This window comes from Algibacter sp. Ld11, from assembly GCF_045066735.1.
Taxonomy (GTDB): domain Bacteria; phylum Bacteroidota; class Bacteroidia; order Flavobacteriales; family Flavobacteriaceae; genus Algibacter.
The window spans coordinates 62,255-85,978 of sequence record NZ_JBISHH010000022.1; the positions used below are offsets into that span (position 1 = coordinate 62,255).

Below are 23,724 nucleotides of genomic sequence, written 5' to 3' on the forward strand. Positions count from 1 at the left end.
TAAAACCTAATAGGTTTTATAGTGTTAATTTTATGTTTTTCTGTATTATTTACCGAATTAGTGGGCAGAAAATTACATTCTTTATTCATATATTTGTTGACATATTATGCAACAGACTTTTTATAAATATCAAGGAACAGGTAACGATTTTGTTATGGTTGATAACCGTGAGCAAGCGTTCAATAAAAGAGACACCAAAAATATTGCTTTTTTATGCGATAGACGTTTTGGAATAGGAGCAGACGGACTTATTCTTCTGGAAAATCATGATACGCTAGATTTTAAAATGGTGTATTATAATGCCGATGGAAATGAAAGTACCATGTGTGGAAATGGCGGACGCTGTTTGGTTGCTTTTGCGAAACAATTGGGTGTAATTGAAGATAAAGCTGTTTTTGAAGCTATTGATGGTTTGCATCATGCTGAAATTGAAGGTGATATTGTGAAGTTACAAATGTTGGATGTTGATGTTGTAGAAAAGTTTGATAATCATGTGTTTTTAAACACAGGATCACCACACCATGTACAATTTGAGGATGCTATCGAGTATTTTGATATTAAGGAGAAAGGTTCTAAAATTAGAAATGGTGAGCCTTATTTTACTGAAGGTACAAACGTGAATTTTGTAAAAAAGGTAAATGATGAAGTTTTTAGAGTACGTACTTACGAGCGTGGTGTTGAAGATGAAACTTTATCTTGTGGAACAGGTGTAACAGCCGTTGCTATTGCCATGCATGCGATAAAGGAAACTACGGAAACCTTGATTAAATTAAACGTTCAAGGCGGAAAATTGAAAGTAAGCTTCGATGTTGAGAATGGTGTTTACAAAAATGTTTGGCTTATTGGTCCTGCAAAATTTGTATTTAAAGGCGAGATATGATAACTCTAAAAGGCGAACATGTTTATTTGCGCGCTTTAGAGCCTGAAGATTTAGAATTTATTCATGCTGTTGAAAACGATGAGGCTGTTTGGGAAATTAGTAATACGCAAACGCCATATTCTAAATTTTTAATTAAGCAATATTTAGAGGAAGCTCACCGTGATATTTATGATGTAAAACAACTTCGTTTAGTGATTTCAACAAATGAAAATAAAGCAATTGGTCTGATCGATTTATTCGATTTCGATTTTAAAAACGGTCGTGCTGGTATTGGAATTTTAATTAAAGATGAAGTTAATAGGAGTAAAGGTGCTGGTAAGGAAGCTTTGGCTTTGTTAATAAACTATAGTTTCACACATTTAGATCTTCATCAGTTATATTGTAATATTTCTGAAGAGAACACTACGAGTATCAAATTGTTTACCAATCAGGGGTTTGAACAAATTGGATTAAAAAAAGATTGGAACTATGTCAATGGTTCTTATAAAAATGAATATTTATTTCAGCTTATAAAAAATTAAATGTATATAAAAAAAATACTTATTGCTCTTGCTATTATTGGACTTCTCGTGGGTGCATTTTTTGCAAACTTTGTTTACAAGGCAATGCTAAGGCCAAATACAGCTTTTAATAATGAAATGGCTTATGTTTATATATCTAGTAATGCAAATTATAGCGAGGTTAGAAGTCAATTAGAACCTCTACTTGATGATATTGAGTCGTTTGATGATTTGGCTGAGCAAAAAAAATACACTTCTAATATTAGGGCAGGGAAGTTTGCTATAAAAAAAGGAATGACAAATAATGATATTATCAATTCTATAAGAAGTGGTAATATAGCTATAAAAGTATCTTTTAATAACCAATCTACTTTAGAAAAACTTGCAGGCCGTATTTCTAATGAAATTGAAGCTGATAGTTTGTCTTTGTTGAAAGCCATGAAGGATAAAACGTTTCTGGCTGAAAATAAGTTTAATGAGGCAACAGCTCTAGGGATGTACTTGCCTAATAGCTACGAATTTTTCTGGAATACTGATGCAGAAGGTTTTAGAAATAGAATGCTAAAAGAATATAAGCGTTTTTGGAATGCTACTAGAACAAAAAAAGCTGAAGCTATTGGTTTAGAACCTAATGAAGTAATTGCATTGGCCTCTATTGTTTACGAGGAATCTAAACAAGCTAGTGAGCAACCAACCATTGCAGGTGTGTACATGAATAGGTTAAGAATTGGCATGCCACTGCAAGCCGATCCTACTTTAAAATTTGCGGCATATCAACTTCCTAAATACAAAAACACGATAATTAAACGTGTTTTAAATGTGCACAAAGACATTGAATCTCCTTATAATACATACAAAAATCGTGGATTACCTCCTGGCTTAATTGCCATGCCTGATATCTCGGCTATAGATGCGGTTTTAAATTTCCAAAAGCATCAATATCTATACTTTGCAGCAAATGCTAAAAAGTTCGGATTTCATAAATTCGCGAAAACATTATCTCAGCACAATGTAAATGCCAGAGAGTATCAACGTTATTTATCTGCTCAAGGAATTAACAGGTAGTGGTTGCTTCTAAAGCGAAGTTCTCGCTATTCCTGCTTATAATTTCGGCTTTTGGATTTTCTCAAACAGAGTTTAATTCTTTTTTTATCCCTAGTGATTCTTTGCATACAGCTCGTAGGAATGTTGTGGTTTACAGTGAAGTTGCGATTAGTAGCATTGCTTTAATTGGTTTAAATCAATTGTGGTATGCAGATTACAAGCGCTCAAAGTTTCATACTATAAACGATAATGCTGAATGGTTGCAACTAGATAAGTTTGGCCATGCCTTTTCAGCCTATCAAATAGGGAAACATGGTGCTCAGCTTTTAAACTGGAGTGGCGTAAGTGAAAAAGACCAATCGCTTTATGGAGCTACATTAGGATTTGGATTTCTTTCTGCTGTTGAAATTTTAGATGGATACTCTCAAGAATGGGGTTTTTCTTGGGGTGATATATTAGCAAATGCATCGGGAACAAGTTTGTATATTGGGCAACAATTATTGTGGAAAGAACAAAGAATTGCACTTAAATATAGTTTTCATCAAACAAAATACGCTAAACAAAACCCTGATAAACTCGGAAATGGACTTCTTGAGGAGGTTTTAAAGGACTATAATGGTCAAACATATTGGTTGAGTGCTAATCTACATGCATTCTTTAAGGAAAGTAAAATACCAAAATGGCTTAATATAGCTGTAGGTTATGGTGGTGAGGCGATGTTATCGGGTACAAAACATAGCAGTAACGAATTGTTAATCAGTGATTCACGGTATAGACAAGTCTTCTTAAGTCTAGATGTTGATTTAGAGCATATAAAAACAAATTCAGCCTTTCTAAAAACGATTTTTAGTGTTTTTAATATGATAAAAATTCCATTTCCAACGCTCGAATTTGGTAAAAAAGGGTGTGTATTTCATCTATTATACATTTGAATCGTGTAGTTAAACGATTAATTTTGTTAGTTTTATAAAATTGCGTATCTTTGCACGCTCAAAATTTCAGGTGATTTTAAATTGTAATTTCACTGAAGAATTTAGACATTATGACAAAGAATATTGCAAGTTACTTAGTCTTAGTACTTTTTACAGTAATTGTGTTAAGTGTGTCGTTTTCATCTAATGATTCGATTGTAGATTTAAGTAAATATTCAACAGCAGGTTTAGAGTTAGATTATACTGTAAGCCTCGACGAAGACATCAAGAATGATGTTTTACTGTCAAACGACGAGGACAATGAGTTTTCTCCATTTTTGGGAAAATCATTTGTAGGATTTAAAGAAGCGATAGGCTTTAAAGAATCTAGAGGTAATTACACAACAGTAAATACTTTTGGTTATTTAGGCAAATATCAATTTGGGACTGAAACTTTAAAGATGATTGGGATTAATAACCCAGAGCAATTTTTAAAAAGCCCTAAATTACAAGAAAAAGCATTTATTGCTAACGCTGCAAGAAACAAATGGATTTTGCGACGTGACATTAAAAACTTTGTAGGACGACGCATTAATGGCGTGTTAGTAACAGAATCTGGTATTTTGGCAGCTGCACATTTAGCGGGTCCTGGTAGTGTGAAAACGTATTTAAGAAGTTATGGTTTAGATAACTTTGCTGATGGTTTTGGAACTACTGTGCAGTATTACATGAAGCGGTTTTCTGGTTACGACACATCGTTTGTTAAACCAGATAGAAGAGCAAAAGCAATCTAAAAGGGGTTTTAAATTTAGCTTTTATGTATAATAAACAGCGTTGGTCTTTTATGAAGATCAACGCTATTTTTTTGCCATGCTATGGCGCTTTTAGTTTTGATAAATTCGGTATCTAAAGTAATATCACAAGCGACACAGATATCTGTGTTGTTTTCCAAAATACTACTTAAATCTTCTAGCATTTTGTTATTTCTATACGGAGTTTCAATAAATAACTGAGATTGATTGTGCTCGAAAGATAAGCGCTCAAGGCGCTTAATTTCAGACTTTCGCTCTGCTTTATCGATAGGCAAGTAGCCATTAAAGGCAAAGCTTTGTCCGTTCATTCCTGAACTCATCATGGCCATTAAAATAGATGATGGACCAACAAGAGGGACCACTTTTATATTTTTTTCGTGTGCTATTTTTACAACATCGGCTCCTGGGTCTGCAACACCAGGACAACCAGCCTCTGATAAAAGTCCAACATTAATACCTGTTAAACATGGGTTAAGAAATGCGGGTAGCTCGCTAATTTCAGTACGTTTGTTTAACAGAAACAGTTTTAACGACGGTTGCGATTTTTCTGGACATATTTTTTTTATAAATCGACGTGCTGTTTTTTCATTTTCAACAATAAAAACATCAATTTTATCTATAGTGTTTTTTACAGTTATAGGTAAAACATCAAGCGGATTGTTGTCTCCTAAAGTGGTTGGTATTAAAAAAAGTTGTCCAATAGCAGATGTCATTTTATTCCGAAGTTAAATTATGGGCAATAGTTATACATGCCTCATTTAGCATGTTATAGATGTTTTCAAACCCATTAGGACCTCCGTAATAAGGATCTGGTACATTAAAATCTTGAGCTGGGTAAATTTCGTTTAAAATAAAGTTTACTTTAGAGATATCTTCATTGTTTCTCGCCAATTTTATAACGTTGTTGTAGTTAGAGTCGTCCATAACGAAAATAATATCGAAGCTATCAAAATCAGAAACAGAAAACTGCCTTCCTCTTAAGTTCGAAATATTTATGCCGTACTTTTTAGCGACAGCAATAGAGCGAGGATCTGGCGCATTACCGGTATGGTAGTTTGCGGTTCCTGCTGAATCAACAATGAAAGTTTTGGGCAATTTTGACCTTAAAATACCTTCGGCAAGTGGAGAACGACAAATGTTTCCCAAGCATACCATCAGAATTTTATTCATTTTTAAACAGTTTTAAACAGAAAGTTTTTTAGAAATATCTTCAACGTATTTTTTAAATTGTTTATCTGTTGAAGATAAGTTGTCTACAGTTTTACATGCGTGTAAAACCGTTGCGTGATCGCGTTTGCCTATTTGAGAACCAATACTTGCTAACGATGCTTTTGTTAATTTCTTAGCAAAGAACATAGCTAATTGTCTGGCTTGTACAATATGACGTTTTCTAGTTTTAGATTGTAGCGTATCGATATCCATTTGGAAATAATCCGATACTACTTTTTGAATATAATCTATAGAAACTTCGCGTTTTGTGTTTTTTACAAACTTCTCAACAATAGTTCTCGCTAAATCAATAGTGATTTCTTTTTTGTTGAAAGATGATTGTGCTATTAAAGAAATTATAGCGCCTTCTAATTCACGAACATTAGTTTTTATGTTTTTTGCAACATAGTCTATAATGTCATCAGGCATTTCAACACCATCACGATATAGTTTATTCTTTAGGATAGAAACACGTGTTTCAAAATCAGGATGTTGTAACTCTGCTGAAAGTCCCCATTTAAAACGAGATAATAAACGTTGTTCAATATCTTGCATATCAACAGGTGCTTTATCACTTGTTAATATCACTTGTTTTCCATTTTGATGTAAATGATTAAAAATGTGAAAGAAAACATCTTGTGTTCCCGTTTTTCCTGTTAGGAATTGCACATCATCAATAATTAAAACATCTATAATTTGATAGAAATGAATAAAATCGTTTCTATTATTTTTCTTAACAGAATCGATATATTGTTGCGTGAATTTTTCAGCAGAAATATATAAAACCGTTTTTTCAGGATATTTATCTTTAATATCAACACCAATAGCGTGCGCTAAATGTGTTTTACCTAAACCAACACCACCAAAAATTAATAATGGATTAAAAGATGTGCCACCAGGCTTAGCCGCTACAGCTAATCCTGCACTTCTAGCTAAACGGTTAGAATCACCTTCTAAAAAGTTTTCAAAACTGTAATTAGGGTTTAATTGCGATTCAATTTTTACATTTCTAATACCTGGAATAACAAATGGATTACGTAATTCTGGGTTTTTATTATTTAAAGGGATATCAACATCTTGTGATTTTAAACCACTTCTGTTTGAACTCGGAATTCTTTCTGTAAAAGGTTGTTTGTTACCATAAGTGTTTTCCATTTTAATAATGTAAACTAGCTTGGCCTTTTCTCCTAATTCTTTTGTTAAGGATACTTTTAAAATCTTAACATAGTGCTCTTCTAGCCATTCATAAAAGAATTTACTAGGTACCTGTATGCTTAAAGCATTATCAGTTAGTTTAACTGCTATTATTGGTTCAAACCAGGTTTTATAAGCTTGCGGCTGAATATTATCCTTTATGAATTCTAGACAATTATTCCATACCGTTTGCGCAGTTATACTCATTTTTAATACTCTTGTTGTTTGTTAATTTTATGGATGAAAAACGAATTTTCCATATCCCTCCATTTTGTGTTTGGCAAAGATGTGAACAAAATTCTTAAAAAAAAAATGAAATACTATTGAATAATTGGAATTTTTTCCTCAAGTTTAAGCACATGTCGAAACTACAAAAAAATATTGAAATATGCTCGTGAAATCCGATGAAATACAAATAAGAGTGAGATACGGTGAAACCGACCAAATGGGTGTTGTGTATCACGGAAATTATGCATTATATTTAGAGATGGGCCGTATTGAGTGGTTGCGAAAATTAGGGATTTCTTATAAAACAATGGAAGAAAATGGAATTATGTTGCCAGTGGTTTCTTTACATGTAAATTATAAAAAACCAGCAGGTTACGACGACCTAATTAATGTAAAAACACAACTCAAAAAAACACCCACTGCCAAAATAGAATTTGAGTACGAAATTACAAATGAGAAGGGAGAGCTTTTATCTACAGCAAGTACAATTTTGGTGTTTGTAGACATGAAAACGAAGCGACCAACTAAAGCACCTCAATATATTTTGGATATTCTTGAGAGATAAAATTTTTTTATTTTTTTTTTGGCTGAAATTAAATTTGCTTGATTTCTATTTCGAAAAGATGATTAAATTTTTCAAAAATGCTGTCAGATTCTTTTTTTCTAACGGAAATTGTAATCTGACAGTCTAATTCTAATTTTTGATTCGTGATATTTAAGTTACGCTCTTTAATAACACGCATTACTTTATTCATGTTTTTATAATCGAAAGTAATGAGGTAATCTATGTTTATAGTTTTTTCTATAATTTTAGATGCTTCTAACGCAAGTTGCGCGGTGGTTTTATATGCATTTATTAAACCACCAACGCCTAGTTTAATGCCTCCAAAATAGCGAACAACTACAATTAAGATGTTTGTAACATCAAAAGATTGAATTTGTCCATAAATAGGCATACCAGCACTATTATTTGGTTCACCATCATCATTTGCGCGGTAACTTATGGTTTCTGTACCTAGTTGATAGGCGTAACACCAGTGTCTAGCAGAATGATGCTCTTTTTTTAATTTTTCTATATGAAGTTTTACATCATCTTCATTTAAAACAGGAAAGGTATAGCCAAAGAATTTGCTGTTTTTATCTTTAAATAAAACAGGTTCTATGGCTTTGGTAATAGTTTTATAAGTGTCTTTTTCAGTCAAATTAAAATAAGTGGCTTTTGGTTTCAAATAAAGTACAAACGTCTTCGGTCTCTGGGTTTAAATGCCAAGTTGCAAAATTTAATGTCTTTGCAGTTTCAATGTTATCTTGGTTGTCATCAATAAATAAGCATTCGTCGGCATTTAATTTATTTTCATTTAAAACAAATTCAAAGATATCTGTATTTGGTTTTCTTAAATTTATTTCGTGAGACAAGTAAAAAGCATCGAAACAGTTTTTAAATTCGTCGTAAAAAGAAATACTTTCTTTAATAGAATCTATATGAAGCTCATTGGTGTTACTCAATAATATAAGTTTAAACTCCCCAGAGGCTTTAAGGCTTTTTATAAATTCTAACCTTTGTTTAGGGAAATGTTTTAGCATATAGTTCCATGTATAAATCAAATCTTCTTCCGAGAGTTTAGGAAAGTTTTCTAAGTAAAAATCTAAAAATTCTGCTGTAGAAATTAAGCCTTGTTCGTAAAAACTATTAAAAGCGGTAATTTCTTCAGAAAAAGAATCAATTTCTAAAGTTTCAAATGCATATTTAGCAGCGCCTTCGATATCTAGGTTTATAAATACGTTTCCGAAATCGAAAATTAATGTTCTAATCATTTTTATATATTTTTAAAAGATCTGTAAGTATGTGCTCTTCATGAACTAATTGTGCTGAAATATGTGGAGCTTTCACACCAGTGTTAAATGTTGTTTGTCCAATAAAAACTCGAACTTCGTCCCAAAGATTTTCATCTATAAACGTTTTTAGTGTTTGCGCGCCGCCCTCAATAATTACAGAATTTATGTTATTGTTGTAAAGTATGGTGCTTATTTGTTTTGCTATGTTGGTTGTTAAATTCCAATCTATGGTTTCGGAATTTTTATTGATGTTCTTTTCTGTGATCCGAATAGTTTGGGCGGTATCATTAAAAATAGCTAAATTATCAGGGAGTCGTTCTGTTTTGTCTAAAACAATTCTAATAGGATTGTTGCCATAAAAATCACGGGTTGTTAAAGATGGATTATCAGCCAATACTGTTTGTGTGCCAACTAAAATAGCTTGTTCTTCCGCGCGCCATTTGTGCACCAATTGCCTAGAGTAGGTGTTGGTAATCCAAACTGGTTTTTGTTCATCCTTACTTATTGGAGCAATAAAACCATCGCTAGTTTCTGCCCACTTTAAAATAATATAAGGTCTTTTTTTATTATGAAATGTAAAAAAACGTTTGTGGTGCGCTCTGCATTCTTTTTCTAAAACACCAACAATTACGTTGCATCCGGCTGCTTTTAATCGTTTTATACCTAAGCCTGCTACTTTTTCAAAATCGTCAACACAGCCAATAACCACATTTGGGATTTGGTTTTCTATAATTAAGTCGCTACAAGGTGGTGTTTTTCCATAATGCGCACAAGGTTCTAGCGTAACATAAATAGTGGCTTGTTTTAAAAGCATTTTGTCTTTTACAGAATTTATGGCGTTTACTTCGGCGTGATTTCCACCGTATTCACTAGTGTAACCTTCTCCAATAATTTTGTTATTGTAAACAATTACGCTACCCACCATAGGGTTTGGACGTGTGCTTCCTAATCCGTTTACTCCAATTTCTAAACAGCGTTTTATATAAATTTCGTGTGTATTCAATATTAAAATTTTATTTTAACATTTTGGGTTTCATCAACAGCATAACTATGCGAAAATCCAAAGGTTTTATAATTGATTTCTCCTGTGTATTGAATTTTAACCTTTTTGCTAAATAAGCTTCCTAATAATCCACTTAGGTTTTTATTACTAAAAATACTATCTGTTGGAATTTGAGCTTTTAACGGAATTGTAAATTCCTTTTTTGCAGGAACATCAAAATGTTCTGCCGATATATGTCCCATCTCGTTATCATTTACAAATATTTTAATGGCATCGGTTTGCAATTCGCCTCCAATATCGTTAGGGTTTAAAAACAGAGCATCGGCTGTAAACGTTACGTTTTTAGAGGTAGATTCAAGAATTTCAATGTTTTGTACACCAATAAAAGTTGGTTTCTCGGTTACAGTACAACTTAGAAAAGTGATAAGTAGTGTTGATAAAATTATGAGTTTCTTCATTACGTTTTTTTCGGATTTACTGTATCTTCACCAGACAAAAAGCAAAGTTTTATAGTGAGCAAAGATAATATAGTTATTCGAGAAATTAGGCCTAATGATAACGCAGGAATAGAGCAAGTTATTAGAGCATGTTTTCATGAGTTTAATATTCCTTTAGAGGGTACGGCTTATACCGATCCGGAAACTAAACAAATTTTTCAGGCTTATCAAAACACAAATGATGTTTACTTTGTTGTTGAGGCAGATGATGAAATTTTAGGAGGTGGTGGTTTAAAGCCATTAAGCGGTTTTGAAACTACGGTTTGTGAAATTCAGAAAATGTATTTTTCAGCTAAAATTAGAGGTAATGGTTATGGAAAGCTTTTATTTTCTAAATGCCTAGAAGCTGCCAAATCTTTGGGTTATAAACAATGTTATATTGAATCGTCGACACAATTAAAAGCGGCTATACATATTTATGAAACACATGGTTTTAAACATCTAGATAAGGCTTTGGGCAATACTGGGCATTTTTCTTGTGGGGTTTGGATGCTAAAAGATTTATAGTTTTTTAGTTTGAATCAAAGTTAAAAGTAGAAAAAGCACTAAGTATTTCTAATTATTGAAAAAATGAAGTTAAAAGACATTCAAAAATTATTTCACGACAAGCTAGATCCGTTTTTTCAATTAGAAGAGGTGGATAGTTTCTTTTATATTTTAATAGAAGCTTATTACAAGATAACCCGATTGCAACTAGCAATGGATCGCGAGTTAGGAATACAAAATGAGACAGTTATTTTGGAGGCGTTGGATTTATTGGAGCAACAAAAACCAATTCAGTATATTTTAGGAGAAACCGAGTTTTATGGGTTAACGTTTAAGGTGAATGAAAATACTTTAATACCAAGACCAGAAACTGAAGAGTTGGTAAGTTGGGTTTTAAAATCGATTCCAGAAGATGAAACTGTAAATGTTTTAGATATAGGTACAGGCAGTGGTTGTATAGCAATTTCGATTGCAAAAAACTTACCAAAGGCCAATGTGTTTTCTTTAGATATTAGTAATGCAGCTTTGAAAGTAGCAATTGAGAATGCTGAATTAAATGAAGTTGTTGTTTCGTTTATAAATCAGGATATTTTGTTAATTGAAGACTCTAAATTATTAAAAGATATAAAGTTTGATATTATTGTTTCCAATCCGCCTTATGTAAGGCATTTGGAGAAAAAGTTAATGCATACCAATGTTTTAGAAAACGAACCGCATTTGGCCTTATTTGTAGACGATGAAAATCCTTTACAGTTTTATAAAGCCATTACCGAGTTTTCCACGCACAACCTTAATGAAAACGGAAGACTATTTTTTGAAATAAATGAATATCTTGGAAATGAAATGATTCAATTATTAAAACAAAATCATTTTAAGGATATATATTTAAAACAAGATATGTTTAGGAAAGATAGGATGATAAATGGTGTTTTTACTCAAAAAATAATCTCTTAATGAGATAAGGAACGTTTTTAGCAGTTTTCTATTCAGATAGTATTTGCTAAATTTGAAACATAAAATTAAAGCGTGCTGAATTATTTCCATTGAACATAAATTTAAGCCAAGTATACCCATATAAATGAGCAACATTAAAAAGCAAATTCAGGATTTAAGTGATGAATTACGTATGCACAATCATAATTATTATGTGCTGGATAATGCCACAATTTCCGATTACGATTTCGATATAAAATTAAAACAACTTCAAGAATTAGAAGCTAAATACCCTGAGTTTACAGATGCTAATTCACCAACGCAACGTGTTGGCGGTGCTGTTACTAAAAATTTTGAAACGATAAAGCATGCGCAACGTATGTATTCTTTAGAGAATTCTTATTCTAAAGAAGATTTGCTAGATTGGGAAACTCGAATTAAGAAATTAGTCGATGGTGATGTTCAATATACCTGCGAATTAAAATACGATGGTGCGTCTATAAGTTTAACTTACGTTAATGGAGTATTAGAAAAGGCGGTAACCCGTGGTGATGGTTTTCAAGGAGATAATGTTACGGCCAATGTAAAAACAATAAAGTCTGTACCCTTAAAATTAAAAGGTGATTTTCCTTCAATATTTGATATTCGGGGAGAAATTGTTTTGCCTTTTGATGGTTTTAATAAAATGAATGAAGACCGGATTGAAATAGGAGAAGAGCCTTATAGAAATCCGAGAAATACGGCTTCTGGTAGTTTGAAACTTCAAGATAGTGCTGAAGTTGCTAAGCGACCTCTAGAGTGTTTATTATATAATTTAACAGGTGGTAATTTAGGTGTTTCTAATCAGTTTGAAAGCCTAGAGAAAGCGCGCAATTGGGGGTTTAAAGTTCCTGAAGTGGCAAAATTAGCACATTCTATAGACGATGTTTTGGAGTTTATAAATTATTGGGATGTACATCGTCACGACCTTCCTTTTGAAACCGATGGCGTTGTTGTAAAAGTAAATAGTTTGCAGCAGCAAGAAGAGCTTGGTTTTACATCTAAAGCACCGCGTTGGGCAATGGCTTATAAGTTTAAAGCTGAGCAGGTTTCTACTCGATTAAATAGTATTTCTTATCAAGTTGGTAGAACGGGAGCTATAACGCCTGTTGCTAACCTAGAACCCGTAGAGCTTGCAGGGACTACGGTAAAGCGCGCCTCATTGCATAATGCCGATCAAATAGAAAAACTTGATATTCGAGTTAACGATATGGTTTATGTTGAAAAAGGGGGGGAGATAATTCCTAAAATTTTAGGAGTAGATTTGGATAAAAGACCAGCAAATTCTGAGCCTACTATTTATATAACACATTGTCCGGAGTGTGATACGCCTTTAGAACGCAAGCTTGGAGAGGCACAACATTATTGCTCAAATTATAATGGTTGTAATCCGCAAATTATTGGAAGAATTCAGCATTATATTTCTCGAAAAGCTATGGATATCGATGGCTTAGGCGGCGAAACGGTAGCGCTTTTAGTGAATCAAGGTTTAATTACTAATTATTCCGATTTATATGAATTGACTAAGGAACAAGTTATTCCTTTGGAGCGTATGGCGGAAAAAAGTGCAGAAAAATTAATTCAAGGTATCGAGCAATCTAAAAATATTCCTTTCGAACGTGTTCTTTTTGCTTTAGGAATTCGCTATGTTGGAGAAACAGTAGCAAAAAAGTTAGCTAGGCATTATAAAAGTATCGATGCAGTAAGGGAGGCGTCACAAGAGGCACTTGTCAATGTCGATGAGATTGGCATAAAGATAGCAGAGAGCGTGTGTTTGTTTTTTGCTTCCGAAGAAAATAATAATATTATAAACCGATTAAAATTATTTGGTGTTCAGTTAGAAATGTCTGCAGAGGAGTTAGTTGGGAAAACAAGTCTACTTACTGGCCAATCTATTGTTGTTACTGGTGTTTTTGAAACTATTTCTAGGAATGATTTAAAAAAACTTATTGAAGATAATGGAGGGAAAGTTAGTAGTTCTATTTCATCTAAAACAAGTTTTATAGTGGCTGGTGATAAAATGGGGCCTAGCAAAAAAGAGAAGGCAGAAAAGCTAAATATTGAATTAATTAGCGAGGCTGAATTCTTGCAAAAGCTGGATTTTGAATAACTAAAATCGATTAAAAGCAATTTAACTCTGTCAAATTGAGCTATTTGTTTATATTTGCTTCTGTTTTAGAAGCAAATATGTACAAGTCAAAAATATTTATAATATTAATTGCAGCCGTTTATGTGTTTTTTGTTGTTTTCGAATTTAACGGAAACCCAGACGTAGCATTTTATTTCGAATCTCTTATTATACCGCTTGTAGTTGCTCGTTATGTTATTTTTATTAGGCCAAAAAACAAATTATTTTTAATGTTTTTTCTGCTTTTTGCATTCTCAGATTTATTAGGGATTTTTGACAGGGTGATTTTTCCCGAAGTAGACTCTAGTTATTATGAATATGGTTATTATTTAGGAAATAGTTTGTATGTTCTAGCTTATTTAATGCTATTCTTAAAGATTTGTTTTTCTATAAATTTTAAATATGTTTTTAAAAACCTTAAAATTCATTTAATAGTTCTAATTATTTTGGATGCCTATTTAATGTATGTTTTACATTTTATTGAAGAGCCTAATATTGACGATAATAGTGTTTATTTTTTAGAAAATATTTATAATATTATTATTTTGTTTGTTTTGTCTTTAGCATTGCTAAACTATTTTTATCGTGATAATGAAAAATCACTTTTCTTGTTTTTTGGTGTATTATGCCTTGTTTTTTCCGAAGTAATAGATGTAGCTAATATTTATATTTCACAGAGTAGTTTACTAAACTTTTTGGCTACAACATTGGTTTTGGGGGCTTTTTATTTTTTCTACGAGCAATCAAAGTTATCTAATGCAAGTCCTCGTGAGGATAAAAACTACCCGCATTTTAATTAATGTTTCTTCGTTGATTATACTTTCTTTTTGTTTTTATACATTGATATTTAAAATCGTCATAAAATAAGCTAAGTAATAAAATTACTGCCCCTAGTAGCAATGTGTTTAATTTTAAATGAAGTTCGGAGTAAAAAAAACCACCTATTAAACCACCAGAAAAAAAAGAGGAGATAATATATATACGCAATTTAATATCCTCTTTTAATTTTGCTTGGTTAGGGTAAATTTTAGGAAATAATAAATGAGATAAATCGATACCTAGATCTGTAAACAACCCTGTAAGGTGCGTCGTTCTTACTACAGCATTCGAAATTTTGGTTACAAAGGAGTTTTGGAGCCCCATCGCAAAAAGTAGCGAGCATACTAAGAAATTAGGATGTTTCATTACTATAAAGTTACTTGTTATCCCTATTGAAATTAAAATTGCACATTCAATTATAGTTGGGACAACAAAAACATTGAGTTGCTTATTAGCTCTATATTTTTCAATTAAAAAACTTGAAGTAAAAGATCCGAAGAGGAATGAAAAAATATATAGAAAATAGATAGTGCCTTTCCAAAATTCAAAATTAGCAACATCATATATAAATAGAGCAAAATGCCCTGTTACATTTGTAGTTAGTTGTTTAAACGATAAATAACCAGTAACATTTATTATTCCAGCAGCTAGGGACAAAACAGTGGCAATTTGCAGGTTGTGCTTCAAAGTTCTGCTTTTGCCTTGATGTCTAAACATGTTATACTATTTTAAAGCGCATTTTTAATATCAGTTCATAATAAATATAAAATTATACAATAATAGAAGTACCGTTTGCCGATTTATTTTTATCAGAATCGAAGTAAAAGTCAATTTTTCCAAGGTTAATGCCATAGCAGCCTACTTGGTTAACTAGTGTGTTTTTATCTTCAATATTTTTAACAACAGTTGGTTTCTTCAGAAAAGTATGTGTGTGCCCACCAATAATTAAATCTATATTTTTTGTTGCTGCGGCTAGTTTTAAGTCGTCTATTTTATTTGGGTTGTTTTTGTAATGATACCCAAGGTGAGATAGACAAATAATTAAATCGCAGTGTTCGTCTTCTTTTAAAATACGAGTCATTTCTTGACTCGTTTCAATAGGGTCTAAATACTTTGTTTCTTTAAACATGCTTTTGTCTACCAAGCCATTAAGCTCTATGCCTAAACCAAAAACACCTATTTTAATACCATCTTTTATAAATGTTTTATAAGGTTTGGTATGTGTATCCATTATGGTGTTAGAGAAATCGTAGTTTGCTGTAATAAACGGAAACTCAGCATGCGGTAATTGTGCATACAACCCATCTATGCTATTATCAAAATCGTGATTACCAATAGTAGCAGCATCATATTTTAATTTACTCATTAGTTTAAATTCCAATTCTCCACCATAATAATTAAAATAAGGTGTACCCTGGAAAATGTCACCTGCGTCTAAGAGTAAAGTATTAGGGTTTTCCTTTCTTATGGAATCTACCAAACTAGCTCTACGCGCAACACCACCTTTGTTCGCATTTCGACCATCTTCTGGTCCAAAAGCATCAATATGGCTATGTACATCGTTAGTATGTAGAATTGTTATTTTAGATGTTTTATCAAGCGTAGTAAACGATTGAAGTCCCATGCTGCCAAGTGTAACTAATGCAGTACCAGCTGTAGCTTGTTGTATAAAGTCTCTACGTTTCATATTATTTAATTTGAGTGAATCTATCGTCTATAGATGGATTAATAGTATCCAGTTTAATAAACTTGTCAATTAAAGCATTTCTTATTTTATAGTCTAAAACATAAAGGCTGTCGTTTGTTTTAAAGAAAGACATGTTATCACCTCCATTATACAAATAGTCGTTGGTCGCAACATAATAGGTTTTATCCTTTTCAATGTTTTTACCGTTAACTTTAGCTTCAATAATATTATCGTTTTTATCTAATTTAAGTTTAATTCCAGAAACTGGATGCGCTCGTTTTCCTCGAGATAAATAGTGCATAATACTATCTACCTGTTCTCCTTTTAAAGCGACTACAACAATGCTATTTTCAAAAGGCATTAAACCAAAAGCTGTTCGTTTAGAAACATATCCTTTAGATAAAATAGAACGAATACCGCCGTGATTAAGTAAAACCATATCGATTTCTTTGCCTGTTCTGTTTTTAAAAATAGGGTTAGATTCACTGTAAACGGCATCGGCCATAAAATTACCAATGGCAGTATTATATTCACCATCATTTTTCGTGTAGGTATCTGCCGCATATGCTAAAACACTATCTAGATCTTTTTCAATTCTATCTTTAAAGGGTTTTATATAGGCTTCGATTTCGCTGTTTCCTCCCAAGGAATCAGTAATGGTAATTTGTTTGCCTTCAATTTTTGTGAGATGTAATTTTTGATCTTTACATCCTGAAAAAACAAAAATATTTAACAAAATAAATAAATATGTAATCCTCATATATTAAACTAATTTTTTGAATGTACTTTTGCTACCTTTGCGCAAAGGATAAAGGTAAATGATTTTAAAGGGTTTTAAAGAAAAATCTAATAAAAAATACTTAAACAAATTGTTGTTGGAACGTCAATTGGAGGTTACCGATAGTGATGTTATGAGTTTAGGCGTTGTTCTAAATTTGGATGAAATTGATAATTTTGAAATGTTTGATTCATTGGCAGACATCTTAAAAGTGAAGTCTAATAAATTGAAAATCATAGCTTTTTCTCAAAGTAAAAAAGAAGATTTAAAGACTTGGGATGATTGTTATAATCCCAAAGATTTTGGTTGGAGAGGTGCTATTAAAAACCCAGAATTAGAAACGTTTTTAAATACTAAATTTGATGTTTTAGTAAGTTATTACGAGACAGATATTTTGGAATTGAAGTTAATTACGGCAAAATCTAAGGCGAAATTTAAGATTGGAATCTTGCAAAGTGATGAGCGGATTAACGATTTGATTATAAAAACAAACTTAAAAGAGTTCGATTTATTTAAAACCGAAACTTTTAAATACTTAAAAATATTAAATAAAATTAAGAATGAATAGTAAGTTTCTTGGGACTGGAGTAGCATTGGTAACGCCTTTTAATAATGATTTAACAGTAAATCATGAGGCATTAACCAATATTGTGAACTTCAATATTGATAATGGTACAGAATATTTGGTAATTAGCGGTACAACTGCTGAGAGTGTAACAATTACTAAAGATGAAAAGAAGGCTATTATTGAAACTATTTCTAAAGCTAACAATGGTCGTGTGCCATTAGTTTTGGGTATTGGTGGAAATAATACTATGCAAGTTATAGAAGAGATAAAGGCAACAGATTTTAGTGATATTGATGCTATTCTGTCGGTAACACCTTATTACAGTAAACCAACACAAGAAGGCATTTATCAACATTTTAAAGCAATATCAAAGGCTTCGCCAGTAGATATCATTCTTTATAATGTGCCAGGTAGAACTTCAAAAAATATGGATGTTAGTACTACATTAAGACTAGCAAACGATTTTAAAAATGTTGTTGGTGTAAAAGAAGCAGGAAATAACGTTGCTCAATATTTACAATTATTAAAGCATAAACCAGAAGACTTTTTAGTGATTTCTGGAGACGACGATTTAGCTTTGTCTATTGTTTTAGCTGGTGGAGCAGGAGTTATTTCTGTGATTGGGCAAGCTTTTCCAAAAGATTTCTCTGAAATGATTCGCTTAGGTTTAAAAGGAGATAATAAAGCAGCATATAAACTTCATTTTAAATTAATGAATGTTATTGATTATATCTTTGAGGAAAATAACCCATCTGGAATTAAAGCCGTTTTTCAAGCTTTAAATTTATGTGATGATACTGTGAGGTTGCCATTAGTGCCTGCAACAGATGCTTTAAAGCAAAAAATAAAAGATTTTGTAGAAGCTTATTAATTGTTTTTTCAGTGTTAAATATTACTTAAACCTTATGATTGCTGGGTTTAAGCCTCTATTTTAGCAAAAGTTTAGATTGAAAATAATATTTTTAATATCCATATTATTAACCTAATTTTGCATCCTCTTTTATATTTATGAAAAATTTTTTTTACATTTTATTAGTATTCACAGTTTTAAGTAGTTGTAGCGAATATCAAAAGGTTTTAAAAGCTGAAGATATTGCTGCTAAATTTAAGATGGGTGAAGAGTTATATAAAGAAGGTAAGTTTGCAAAGGCCAATAGGTTGTTTGCTCAAATTGTACCTAATTATAGAGGGAAGCCACAAGCCGAAAAATTGATGTATTTATATTCTAATTCTTTCTATGAAATGGGAGATTATTATGTAGCAGGATACCAGTTTGAACGTTTTGCATCTAGTTATCCAAATAGTGAAAAACAAGAAGAAGCTTCTTTTTTAAGTGCCAAAAGTTATTCAATGCTTTCTCCTATTTATTCTAAAGATCAAAAACAAACGGTTGAAGCTATAGAGAAATTACAAGAGTTTATTAATTTGTTTCCGGAATCTAAATACGTTGCAGATGCAAACACTTTAGTTCAAGAATTAGATTATAAATTAGAAAATAAAGCATACAGTATAGCAAAGCAATATAATCAAATATCAGATTTTGAGGCATCGATAAAATCATTTAATAATTTTATCTTTGATTTTCCAGGATCTTCTTTACGAGAAAAAGCTTTGTTTTACAGATTAGATTCTGCATATAAATTAGCAATGAATAGTGTAGAGCGAAAAAAAGAAGCACGACTAAAACAAGCTAAAGATTTTTACGAAACCTTTAAAAAGGCTTATGTAAATTCTGAATATATCTCACAAGTTGATGATATGGCTGTAGAATTAAACGGCGCTTTAGAAAATTATAGCACAAAAAGTTAAATAACAAGACCAAAATGGATTTAAAGAAAACCAATGCTCCCGTTAATACGATTACGTATGATAGAAATCAAATAGATGAGCCAACAGAGAACATCTACGAGTCAATTTCAATTATATCAAGACGTGCAGAGCAAATTAATACGGAGATCAAAAAAGAATTAATCGATAAGTTAGAAGAATTTGCTACTTATAACGATAGTCTTGAAGAAATCTTTGAAAATAAGGAGCAAATTGAGGTGTCTAAGTTTTACGAAAAATTACCAAAGCCTCATTCGTTGGCTGTTCAAGAATGGTTAACTGACAAGATTTATTTTAGAAATACAGAAGAAGATACTCAAGAGTAAATTCTTAACTTTCTTTACAATATTTAAACTCCAAACCAATTATTATAATAGGCTTGGAGTTTCTTTGGTTATTAGGTAATTATTAAAAACAGACGCATTTATTCTATGAGTATTTTAAATGGTAAAAATGTACTATTAGGTGTAACAGGTGGTATTGCAGCTTATAAAACAGCTTCGTTAGTTAGACTTTTCGTAAAAGCTGGATCAAATGTGAAGGTAGTAATGACGCCGGCTGCTAAAGACTTTATTACACCGCTAACTTTATCTACACTTTCTAAAAATCCGGTCCATTCTTCATTTACAAATGAAGAGGATGATAATGCTATTTGGAACAATCACGTCGATTTAGGGCTTTGGGCCGATGTTTTTATAATAGCTCCTGCAACGGCAAATACTTTATCAAAAATGATGAATGGAGCTAGCGATAATTTGTTGCTAGCAACATATTTATCTGCAAAATGCCCAGTGTATTTTGCCCCAGCGATGGATTTAGATATGTATAAGCATCCGGCATCCGTAGAGTCTTTTGATAAACTTCAGTCATTTGGAAATATTATGATTCCTGCAGGAAGTGGAGAATTAGCTAGTGGGCTAGTAGGAGAGGGACGTATGGCTGAACCCGAAGATATTGTATTGTTTATAGAGCAGGATATTCTAGATAAATTACCGTTACGAGGAAAAAAAATATTGATTACCGCTGGGCCAACTTATGAGGCCATAGATCCTGTGCGTTTTATAGGGAATCATTCTAGTGGAAAAATGGGGTTTGAAATAGCTAAAGCATCTGCTAATCTTGGAGCTGAAGTGGTTTTAATTACCGGACCAACACATCAAAGCGTATCGCATAGCTTAATTAGTGTGATACCTGTGGTTAGCGCTGCTGATATGTATCTTGCAGTTCACAATCATTTTAAAACGGTGGATGTTGCTGTACTTTCTGCAGCAGTTGCAGATTTTACACCCAAAGAAGTCTCTAATCAGAAAATAAAAAAGAAGAGTGATACGTTAACGTTAGAGTTAGGGCGTACAAAAGATATTTTAGCGTCTTTAGGCGATGTTAAAACAAGCCAGTACTTAGTTGGTTTTGCGTTAGAAACGAATAACGAGCTGGAAAATGCAAAAGGAAAATTAAAAAGAAAGAATTTAAATTTAATTGTTTTAAATTCGTTAAATGATAAAGGCGCTGGCTTTAAAGGCGACACGAATAAAGTTACTTTTATTGATGCAGCTGGTAATATTACTGAAAATAGCCTAAAATCAAAAGCCGAAGTAGCGGTAGATTTGTTAAATAAAATTATTGAAAATATACATGCGTAACATATTAATTGTTTTATTCTTAGTATTAAGTTTTACGGGTATTTCGCAAGAGTTAAACTGTAAAGTCATTGTTAATGCTCAACAAACCGGAAATGAAAATTTTCCTATTTTTAAAACTTTAGAAAAACAACTTACCGAGTTTGTAAATAAAACAAAATGGACAAACCAAAAGTTTGCACCACAAGAGCGAATAGACTGCAGTATGTTTATAAATATTGTTGAATATAGTGGAGAATCTTTTAGTGCCACTTTACAAGTGCAATCTTCTCGGCCAACTTACGGATCATCTTACAGTTCGCCAATTTATAATTTTAATGATAAAGATTTTAATTTTAGATATTTAGAGTTTCAAAACCTAATTTATAATCCTACACAATATGAATCTAATTTAGTTTCTGTTTTAGCGTTTCATGTTTATATGGTACTTGGTTTGGATGCCGATTCGTTTGCAGGACAAGGTGGAGATCCGCACTTTAAGCAAGCTCAAATAATAACAAATTATTCTCAACAAAGCAATTCATCGGGTTGGAAGTTAGAAGATGGGTTACAAAGTCGTTTTGCGCTTATCGATAATATCATGTCGCCTACATTTAAAGAGTTCCGTGAAGTGATGTATACTTACCACAGAGAAGGTATGGATGTAATGTCGGAAAATAACAAACAAGGAAAAGAGAAGATAGCATCGGCTCTAGCTACCTTTAAGGACATGAACAGTCGTAGGCCTAATTCTTTTTTATTAAGAACTTTTTTTGATGCTAAAGCTGATGAGTTAGAACAAATTTTTAGCGATGGCCCTAATGTAAACATTGCGAGTTTAAAAGAAACATTGCAGCGTATTGCACCTATGCACAGCACGAAATGGAATAATATTAAGTTTTAGAATATCGCCTTATACCAATATCAAAATATTAAAGTCTAAAACTAAAGACTACAAAAAATGCTAACATCACTTTCCATAAAAAATTACGCATTAATCGATCATTTACAGGTTAATTTTAACGATGGTTTTTCTATAATTACTGGTGAAACTGGAGCAGGAAAATCCATTCTTCTTGGTGGTTTATCTTTAATTTTAGGAAAACGCGCCGATTTAAGTAATTTAAAAGATACTTCAAAAAAGTGTATTATTGAAGCTGTTTTTAATGTTTCAAACTATAAATTGAAAGCCCTTTTCGAAGCTGAAGATTTTGATTATGAAGAGCAAACCATTATACGTCGAGAAATTTTACCTTCAGGTAAATCAAGGGCTTTCGTAAATGATTCTCCCGTAAATTTAAAAAGCTTACAAATTTTAGGTGAACGATTAATAGATATTCATTCTCAGCACCAAACCATGCAGCTCACTGATAATGGTTTTCAGTTTCAAATTATTGATGCTTTGGCGAATAATGATGCTATTTTACAAGACTATAAAACGGAATTAAAAACCTATAAAAAACTTCAGAAAGAATTAAAAGAACTTTTAATTTTTCAAGCGGAAGCTATAAAAGAGCATGATTATAACTCATTTTTATTGAGTGAATTGGTAGAAGCCAATTTAGTCGATGGTGAGGTAGAAATATTGGAAGAGGAGTACGAAACTTTAAATAATATTGAAGGTATACAAGAAAAACTATCGGAAGCACATCAATTACTTTCAGAGGAAGAAATTGGCGTTCTCGGGAGTTTAACAAACTTAAAAAATGTATTTCAGAAGTTATCTAGCATATCTTCCAAGTACGAGGATTTGTTTAACCGCGTTAACAGCAGTCTTATAGAAATGGACGATGTTTTTGGCGAAGTAGACGCTTTACAAGAAGCATTAGATGCGGATCCGGCTAGATTAGAAGTTGTAGACGCTAAGCTTAAAGCCATTCATAACTTAATGCAAAAGCACGTTGCAGAAGATGTAGCAGAGCTTATTAAAATTAAAAATATATTAGAAGAAAAGGTTTCTGCAACCGAGAATTTAGACGAAAATATTCAGAAAAAAGAAAATGAAATTTTATCTAAAACGAAACAAATAAATAAAATTTCTAAAGAAATAAATAAAACACGTGTTGCTGTAATTCCGCAGTTAAAAAAGGAATTAGAAACTATTTTAGCGAGCTTAGGGATGCCAAATGCTCAATTTAAAATTGAAGCGACATTGAAAGATGCCTTTTTTGTAAATGGGCAAGACGAACTAACGTTTTTATTTTCAGCGAATAAAGGCGGACAATTTAATGAACTTAAAAAAGCGGCATCTGGTGGTGAGTTATCACGTATTATGCTGGCTATAAAGTCTGTTTTATCAAATTATATTCAATTACCAACTATTATGTTCGATGAAATTGATACTGGTGTTTCTGGTGAAATTTCGAATAAAATGGGAGATATTATGCAAGGCATGAGTAAAACCATGCAGGTGTTTTCTATTACGCATTTACCGCAAGTTGCAGCCAAAGGGCATTCTCACTTCAAAGTTTATAAGGAAGACGTGAACGATGTTACTAGAACTAATTTAGTAAAGTTAAACCACGACGAGCGTATTGTAGAAATTGCGCAAATGTTAGGAGGAATAGAAATGTCGTCCTCAGCCATTGCACATGCTAAGGAGTTACTAAATTAAAAAAACGTAAGCTTTTAAGTTTTAAAGTTTAAAGTTTAGTATTTTTGCGGCGTTAAATTAATCAATAAATTAAAAATACGTCCCGTATTATGGCTCTTTAAGGGGCAATAAC

At 32.1% G+C, this 23,724-nt stretch carries 27 protein-coding genes; 17 read left to right on the top strand and 10 right to left on the bottom strand.

Features of this window, described 5'->3' with window-relative positions:
• The first annotated feature begins 106 nt into the window (after positions 1–106).
• The 5 genes from dapF (at position 107) to ACJJV4_RS08370 (ending at position 4,129) form a co-directional block, all read left to right on the top strand.
• Positions 107–880, top strand: a complete 774-nt coding sequence (gene dapF / locus ACJJV4_RS08350) for a diaminopimelate epimerase (protein ID WP_405293337.1) — start codon at positions 107–109, stop codon at positions 878–880.
• Positions 877–1,401 carry a GNAT family N-acetyltransferase gene (locus tag ACJJV4_RS08355; protein WP_405293339.1) on the top strand — a complete coding sequence of 175 codons (525 nt, stop codon included), beginning with the start codon at positions 877–879 and terminating at the stop codon, positions 1,399–1,401. Before dapF ends, ACJJV4_RS08355 begins: the two co-directional genes overlap by 4 nt.
• The gene (gene mltG, locus ACJJV4_RS08360) at positions 1,402–2,445 is read left to right on the top strand and encodes an endolytic transglycosylase MltG (protein ID WP_405293341.1); all 1,044 of its coding nucleotides are present in this window, start codon (positions 1,402–1,404) and stop codon (positions 2,443–2,445) included.
• Complete coding sequence (locus ACJJV4_RS08365; protein WP_405293343.1) at positions 2,445–3,356, top strand: DUF2279 domain-containing protein; 912 nt, start codon at positions 2,445–2,447, stop codon at positions 3,354–3,356. The genes mltG and ACJJV4_RS08365 overlap by 1 nt, the downstream gene beginning before the upstream one ends.
• 110 nt (positions 3,357–3,466) lie before the next feature.
• Positions 3,467–4,129 (top strand): peptidoglycan-binding protein LysM, encoded by a 663-nt coding sequence (locus ACJJV4_RS08370; protein ID WP_405293345.1) that lies wholly within the window; start codon positions 3,467–3,469, stop codon positions 4,127–4,129.
• 14 nt (positions 4,130–4,143) lie between these two features.
• On the opposite strand, the gene ACJJV4_RS08375 is transcribed toward ACJJV4_RS08370, so the two are convergent.
• Genes ACJJV4_RS08375 through dnaA form a run of 3 tightly spaced genes read right to left on the bottom strand, consistent with a single transcriptional unit; the run spans position 4,144 to position 6,757 of the window.
• Positions 4,144–4,860: an SAM-dependent methyltransferase gene (locus ACJJV4_RS08375; protein WP_405293347.1), complete on the bottom strand. Its 717-nt coding sequence runs from the start codon at positions 4,858–4,860 to the stop codon at positions 4,144–4,146.
• Position 4,861: 1 nt separating this feature from the next.
• A complete protein-coding gene (locus tag ACJJV4_RS08380) occupies positions 4,862–5,317 on the bottom strand; it encodes a low molecular weight protein-tyrosine-phosphatase (protein ID WP_405293349.1) in 456 nt (151 codons plus the stop codon).
• 12 nt (positions 5,318–5,329) lie between these two features.
• Positions 5,330–6,757, bottom strand: a complete 1,428-nt coding sequence (gene dnaA, locus ACJJV4_RS08385; RefSeq protein WP_159017702.1) for a chromosomal replication initiator protein DnaA — start codon at positions 6,755–6,757, stop codon at positions 5,330–5,332.
• 181 nt (positions 6,758–6,938) lie between these two features.
• Here dnaA and ACJJV4_RS08390 point away from each other — a divergent pair, with 181 nt between their 5' ends.
• Complete coding sequence (locus ACJJV4_RS08390) at positions 6,939–7,343, top strand: acyl-CoA thioesterase (protein ID WP_405293351.1); 405 nt, start codon at positions 6,939–6,941, stop codon at positions 7,341–7,343.
• Positions 7,344–7,371: 28 nt separating this feature from the next.
• Here ACJJV4_RS08390 and ACJJV4_RS08395 read toward each other — a convergent pair whose 3' ends face one another.
• Genes ACJJV4_RS08395 through ACJJV4_RS08410 form a run of 4 tightly spaced genes read right to left on the bottom strand, consistent with a single transcriptional unit; the run spans position 7,372 to position 10,075 of the window.
• Positions 7,372–7,980, bottom strand: a complete 609-nt coding sequence (locus ACJJV4_RS08395; RefSeq protein WP_405293353.1) for an IMPACT family protein — start codon at positions 7,978–7,980, stop codon at positions 7,372–7,374.
• A 1-nt stretch (position 7,981) separates the two neighbouring features.
• Positions 7,982–8,593 (bottom strand): HAD family hydrolase, encoded by a 612-nt coding sequence (locus ACJJV4_RS08400; RefSeq protein WP_405293355.1) that lies wholly within the window; start codon positions 8,591–8,593, stop codon positions 7,982–7,984.
• Positions 8,586–9,617, bottom strand: coding sequence for a bifunctional diaminohydroxyphosphoribosylaminopyrimidine deaminase/5-amino-6-(5-phosphoribosylamino)uracil reductase RibD (ribD, locus tag ACJJV4_RS08405; protein WP_405293357.1), 1,032 nt, complete (start codon positions 9,615–9,617; stop codon positions 8,586–8,588). The genes ACJJV4_RS08400 and ribD overlap by 8 nt, the downstream gene beginning before the upstream one ends.
• A gap of 2 nt (positions 9,618–9,619) precedes the next feature.
• Positions 9,620–10,075: a hypothetical protein gene (locus tag ACJJV4_RS08410; RefSeq protein ID WP_405293359.1), complete on the bottom strand. Its 456-nt coding sequence runs from the start codon at positions 10,073–10,075 to the stop codon at positions 9,620–9,622.
• A gap of 54 nt (positions 10,076–10,129) precedes the next feature.
• On the opposite strand from ACJJV4_RS08410, the gene ACJJV4_RS08415 reads away from it, so the two are divergent.
• The 4 genes from ACJJV4_RS08415 to ACJJV4_RS08430 all read left to right on the top strand — a co-directional run bounded on the left by ACJJV4_RS08415 (position 10,130) and on the right by ACJJV4_RS08430 (position 14,500).
• Complete coding sequence (locus ACJJV4_RS08415; protein WP_405293361.1) at positions 10,130–10,621, top strand: GNAT family N-acetyltransferase; 492 nt, start codon at positions 10,130–10,132, stop codon at positions 10,619–10,621.
• 63 nt (positions 10,622–10,684) lie between these two features.
• Complete coding sequence (prmC, locus tag ACJJV4_RS08420) at positions 10,685–11,554, top strand: peptide chain release factor N(5)-glutamine methyltransferase (RefSeq protein ID WP_405293363.1); 870 nt, start codon at positions 10,685–10,687, stop codon at positions 11,552–11,554.
• A 124-nt stretch (positions 11,555–11,678) separates the two neighbouring features.
• Entirely contained in the window at positions 11,679–13,682 is a 2,004-nt protein-coding gene (ligA, locus tag ACJJV4_RS08425) for an NAD-dependent DNA ligase LigA (protein WP_405293365.1), read from the top strand.
• Positions 13,683–13,759: 77 nt separating this feature from the next.
• The gene (locus tag ACJJV4_RS08430; RefSeq protein ID WP_405293367.1) at positions 13,760–14,500 is read left to right on the top strand and encodes a hypothetical protein; all 741 of its coding nucleotides are present in this window, start codon (positions 13,760–13,762) and stop codon (positions 14,498–14,500) included.
• On the opposite strand, the gene ACJJV4_RS08435 is transcribed toward ACJJV4_RS08430, so the two are convergent.
• Genes ACJJV4_RS08435 through ACJJV4_RS08445 form a run of 3 tightly spaced genes read right to left on the bottom strand, consistent with a single transcriptional unit; the run spans position 14,493 to position 16,966 of the window.
• Entirely contained in the window at positions 14,493–15,236 is a 744-nt protein-coding gene (locus ACJJV4_RS08435) for a YoaK family protein (RefSeq protein ID WP_405293369.1), read from the bottom strand. The two genes, ACJJV4_RS08430 and ACJJV4_RS08435, sit on opposite strands and share 8 nt — an antisense overlap.
• A 52-nt stretch (positions 15,237–15,288) precedes the next feature.
• On the bottom strand, positions 15,289–16,206 hold the full coding sequence (locus ACJJV4_RS08440) for a bifunctional metallophosphatase/5'-nucleotidase (RefSeq protein WP_405293371.1): 918 nt from the start codon (positions 16,204–16,206) through the stop codon (positions 15,289–15,291).
• 1 nt (position 16,207) lies between these two features.
• The gene (locus ACJJV4_RS08445) at positions 16,208–16,966 is read right to left on the bottom strand and encodes a 5'-nucleotidase C-terminal domain-containing protein (RefSeq protein ID WP_405293373.1); all 759 of its coding nucleotides are present in this window, start codon (positions 16,964–16,966) and stop codon (positions 16,208–16,210) included.
• 58 nt (positions 16,967–17,024) lie between these two features.
• Between ACJJV4_RS08445 and ACJJV4_RS08450 the strand changes: the two genes are divergently transcribed.
• The 7 genes from ACJJV4_RS08450 (at position 17,025) to recN (ending at position 23,612) form a co-directional block, all read left to right on the top strand.
• Positions 17,025–17,552, top strand: a complete 528-nt coding sequence (locus ACJJV4_RS08450; RefSeq protein ID WP_405293375.1) for a DUF6913 domain-containing protein — start codon at positions 17,025–17,027, stop codon at positions 17,550–17,552.
• On the top strand, positions 17,545–18,423 hold the full coding sequence (gene dapA / locus ACJJV4_RS08455; RefSeq protein ID WP_405293377.1) for a 4-hydroxy-tetrahydrodipicolinate synthase: 879 nt from the start codon (positions 17,545–17,547) through the stop codon (positions 18,421–18,423). The genes ACJJV4_RS08450 and dapA overlap by 8 nt, the downstream gene beginning before the upstream one ends.
• A gap of 137 nt (positions 18,424–18,560) precedes the next feature.
• Positions 18,561–19,361 carry an outer membrane protein assembly factor BamD gene (locus ACJJV4_RS08460; protein ID WP_405293379.1) on the top strand — a complete coding sequence of 267 codons (801 nt, stop codon included), beginning with the start codon at positions 18,561–18,563 and terminating at the stop codon, positions 19,359–19,361.
• A gap of 14 nt (positions 19,362–19,375) precedes the next feature.
• Positions 19,376–19,705 carry a DNA-directed RNA polymerase subunit omega gene (locus tag ACJJV4_RS08465; protein ID WP_042498299.1) on the top strand — a complete coding sequence of 110 codons (330 nt, stop codon included), beginning with the start codon at positions 19,376–19,378 and terminating at the stop codon, positions 19,703–19,705.
• Between the two features lie 105 nt (positions 19,706–19,810).
• A complete protein-coding gene (gene coaBC, locus ACJJV4_RS08470) occupies positions 19,811–21,022 on the top strand; it encodes a bifunctional phosphopantothenoylcysteine decarboxylase/phosphopantothenate--cysteine ligase CoaBC (RefSeq protein WP_405293381.1) in 1,212 nt (403 codons plus the stop codon).
• The gene (locus ACJJV4_RS08475) at positions 21,015–21,902 is read left to right on the top strand and encodes a DUF4835 family protein (protein WP_405293383.1); all 888 of its coding nucleotides are present in this window, start codon (positions 21,015–21,017) and stop codon (positions 21,900–21,902) included. Before coaBC ends, ACJJV4_RS08475 begins: the two co-directional genes overlap by 8 nt.
• Positions 21,903–21,959: 57 nt before the next feature.
• Positions 21,960–23,612, top strand: coding sequence for a DNA repair protein RecN (gene recN, locus ACJJV4_RS08480; RefSeq protein WP_405293385.1), 1,653 nt, complete (start codon positions 21,960–21,962; stop codon positions 23,610–23,612).
• The last annotated feature ends 112 nt before the right edge of the window (positions 23,613–23,724 follow it).

Coding starts and splice junctions, on each gene's coding strand:
- ACJJV4_RS08450 (WP_405293375.1), top strand. CDS start 17,025: ATGATTTTAAAGGGTTTTAAAGAAAAATCTAATAAAAAATACTTAAAC.
- prmC (WP_405293363.1), top strand. CDS start 10,685: ATGAAGTTAAAAGACATTCAAAAATTATTTCACGACAAGCTAGATCCG.
- ACJJV4_RS08445 (WP_405293373.1), bottom strand. CDS start 16,966: ATGAGGATTACATATTTATTTATTTTGTTAAATATTTTTGTTTTTTCA.
- ACJJV4_RS08370 (WP_405293345.1), top strand. CDS start 3,467: ATGACAAAGAATATTGCAAGTTACTTAGTCTTAGTACTTTTTACAGTA.
- ACJJV4_RS08380 (WP_405293349.1), bottom strand. CDS start 5,317: ATGAATAAAATTCTGATGGTATGCTTGGGAAACATTTGTCGTTCTCCA.
- ACJJV4_RS08435 (WP_405293369.1), bottom strand. CDS start 15,236: ATGTTTAGACATCAAGGCAAAAGCAGAACTTTGAAGCACAACCTGCAA.
- ACJJV4_RS08460 (WP_405293379.1), top strand. CDS start 18,561: ATGAAAAATTTTTTTTACATTTTATTAGTATTCACAGTTTTAAGTAGT.
- ACJJV4_RS08430 (WP_405293367.1), top strand. CDS start 13,760: ATGTACAAGTCAAAAATATTTATAATATTAATTGCAGCCGTTTATGTG.
- ACJJV4_RS08355 (WP_405293339.1), top strand. CDS start 877: ATGATAACTCTAAAAGGCGAACATGTTTATTTGCGCGCTTTAGAGCCT.
- dnaA (WP_159017702.1), bottom strand. CDS start 6,757: ATGAGTATAACTGCGCAAACGGTATGGAATAATTGTCTAGAATTCATA.
- dapA (WP_405293377.1), top strand. CDS start 17,545: ATGAATAGTAAGTTTCTTGGGACTGGAGTAGCATTGGTAACGCCTTTT.
- ACJJV4_RS08410 (WP_405293359.1), bottom strand. CDS start 10,075: ATGAAGAAACTCATAATTTTATCAACACTACTTATCACTTTTCTAAGT.
- mltG (WP_405293341.1), top strand. CDS start 1,402: ATGTATATAAAAAAAATACTTATTGCTCTTGCTATTATTGGACTTCTC.
- dapF (WP_405293337.1), top strand. CDS start 107: ATGCAACAGACTTTTTATAAATATCAAGGAACAGGTAACGATTTTGTT.
- ACJJV4_RS08400 (WP_405293355.1), bottom strand. CDS start 8,593: ATGATTAGAACATTAATTTTCGATTTCGGAAACGTATTTATAAACCTA.
- ACJJV4_RS08440 (WP_405293371.1), bottom strand. CDS start 16,206: ATGAAACGTAGAGACTTTATACAACAAGCTACAGCTGGTACTGCATTA.
- ACJJV4_RS08375 (WP_405293347.1), bottom strand. CDS start 4,860: ATGACATCTGCTATTGGACAACTTTTTTTAATACCAACCACTTTAGGA.
- ligA (WP_405293365.1), top strand. CDS start 11,679: ATGAGCAACATTAAAAAGCAAATTCAGGATTTAAGTGATGAATTACGT.
- coaBC (WP_405293381.1), top strand. CDS start 19,811: ATGAGTATTTTAAATGGTAAAAATGTACTATTAGGTGTAACAGGTGGT.
- ACJJV4_RS08465 (WP_042498299.1), top strand. CDS start 19,376: ATGGATTTAAAGAAAACCAATGCTCCCGTTAATACGATTACGTATGAT.
- ACJJV4_RS08390 (WP_405293351.1), top strand. CDS start 6,939: ATGCTCGTGAAATCCGATGAAATACAAATAAGAGTGAGATACGGTGAA.
- recN (WP_405293385.1), top strand. CDS start 21,960: ATGCTAACATCACTTTCCATAAAAAATTACGCATTAATCGATCATTTA.
- ACJJV4_RS08475 (WP_405293383.1), top strand. CDS start 21,015: ATGCGTAACATATTAATTGTTTTATTCTTAGTATTAAGTTTTACGGGT.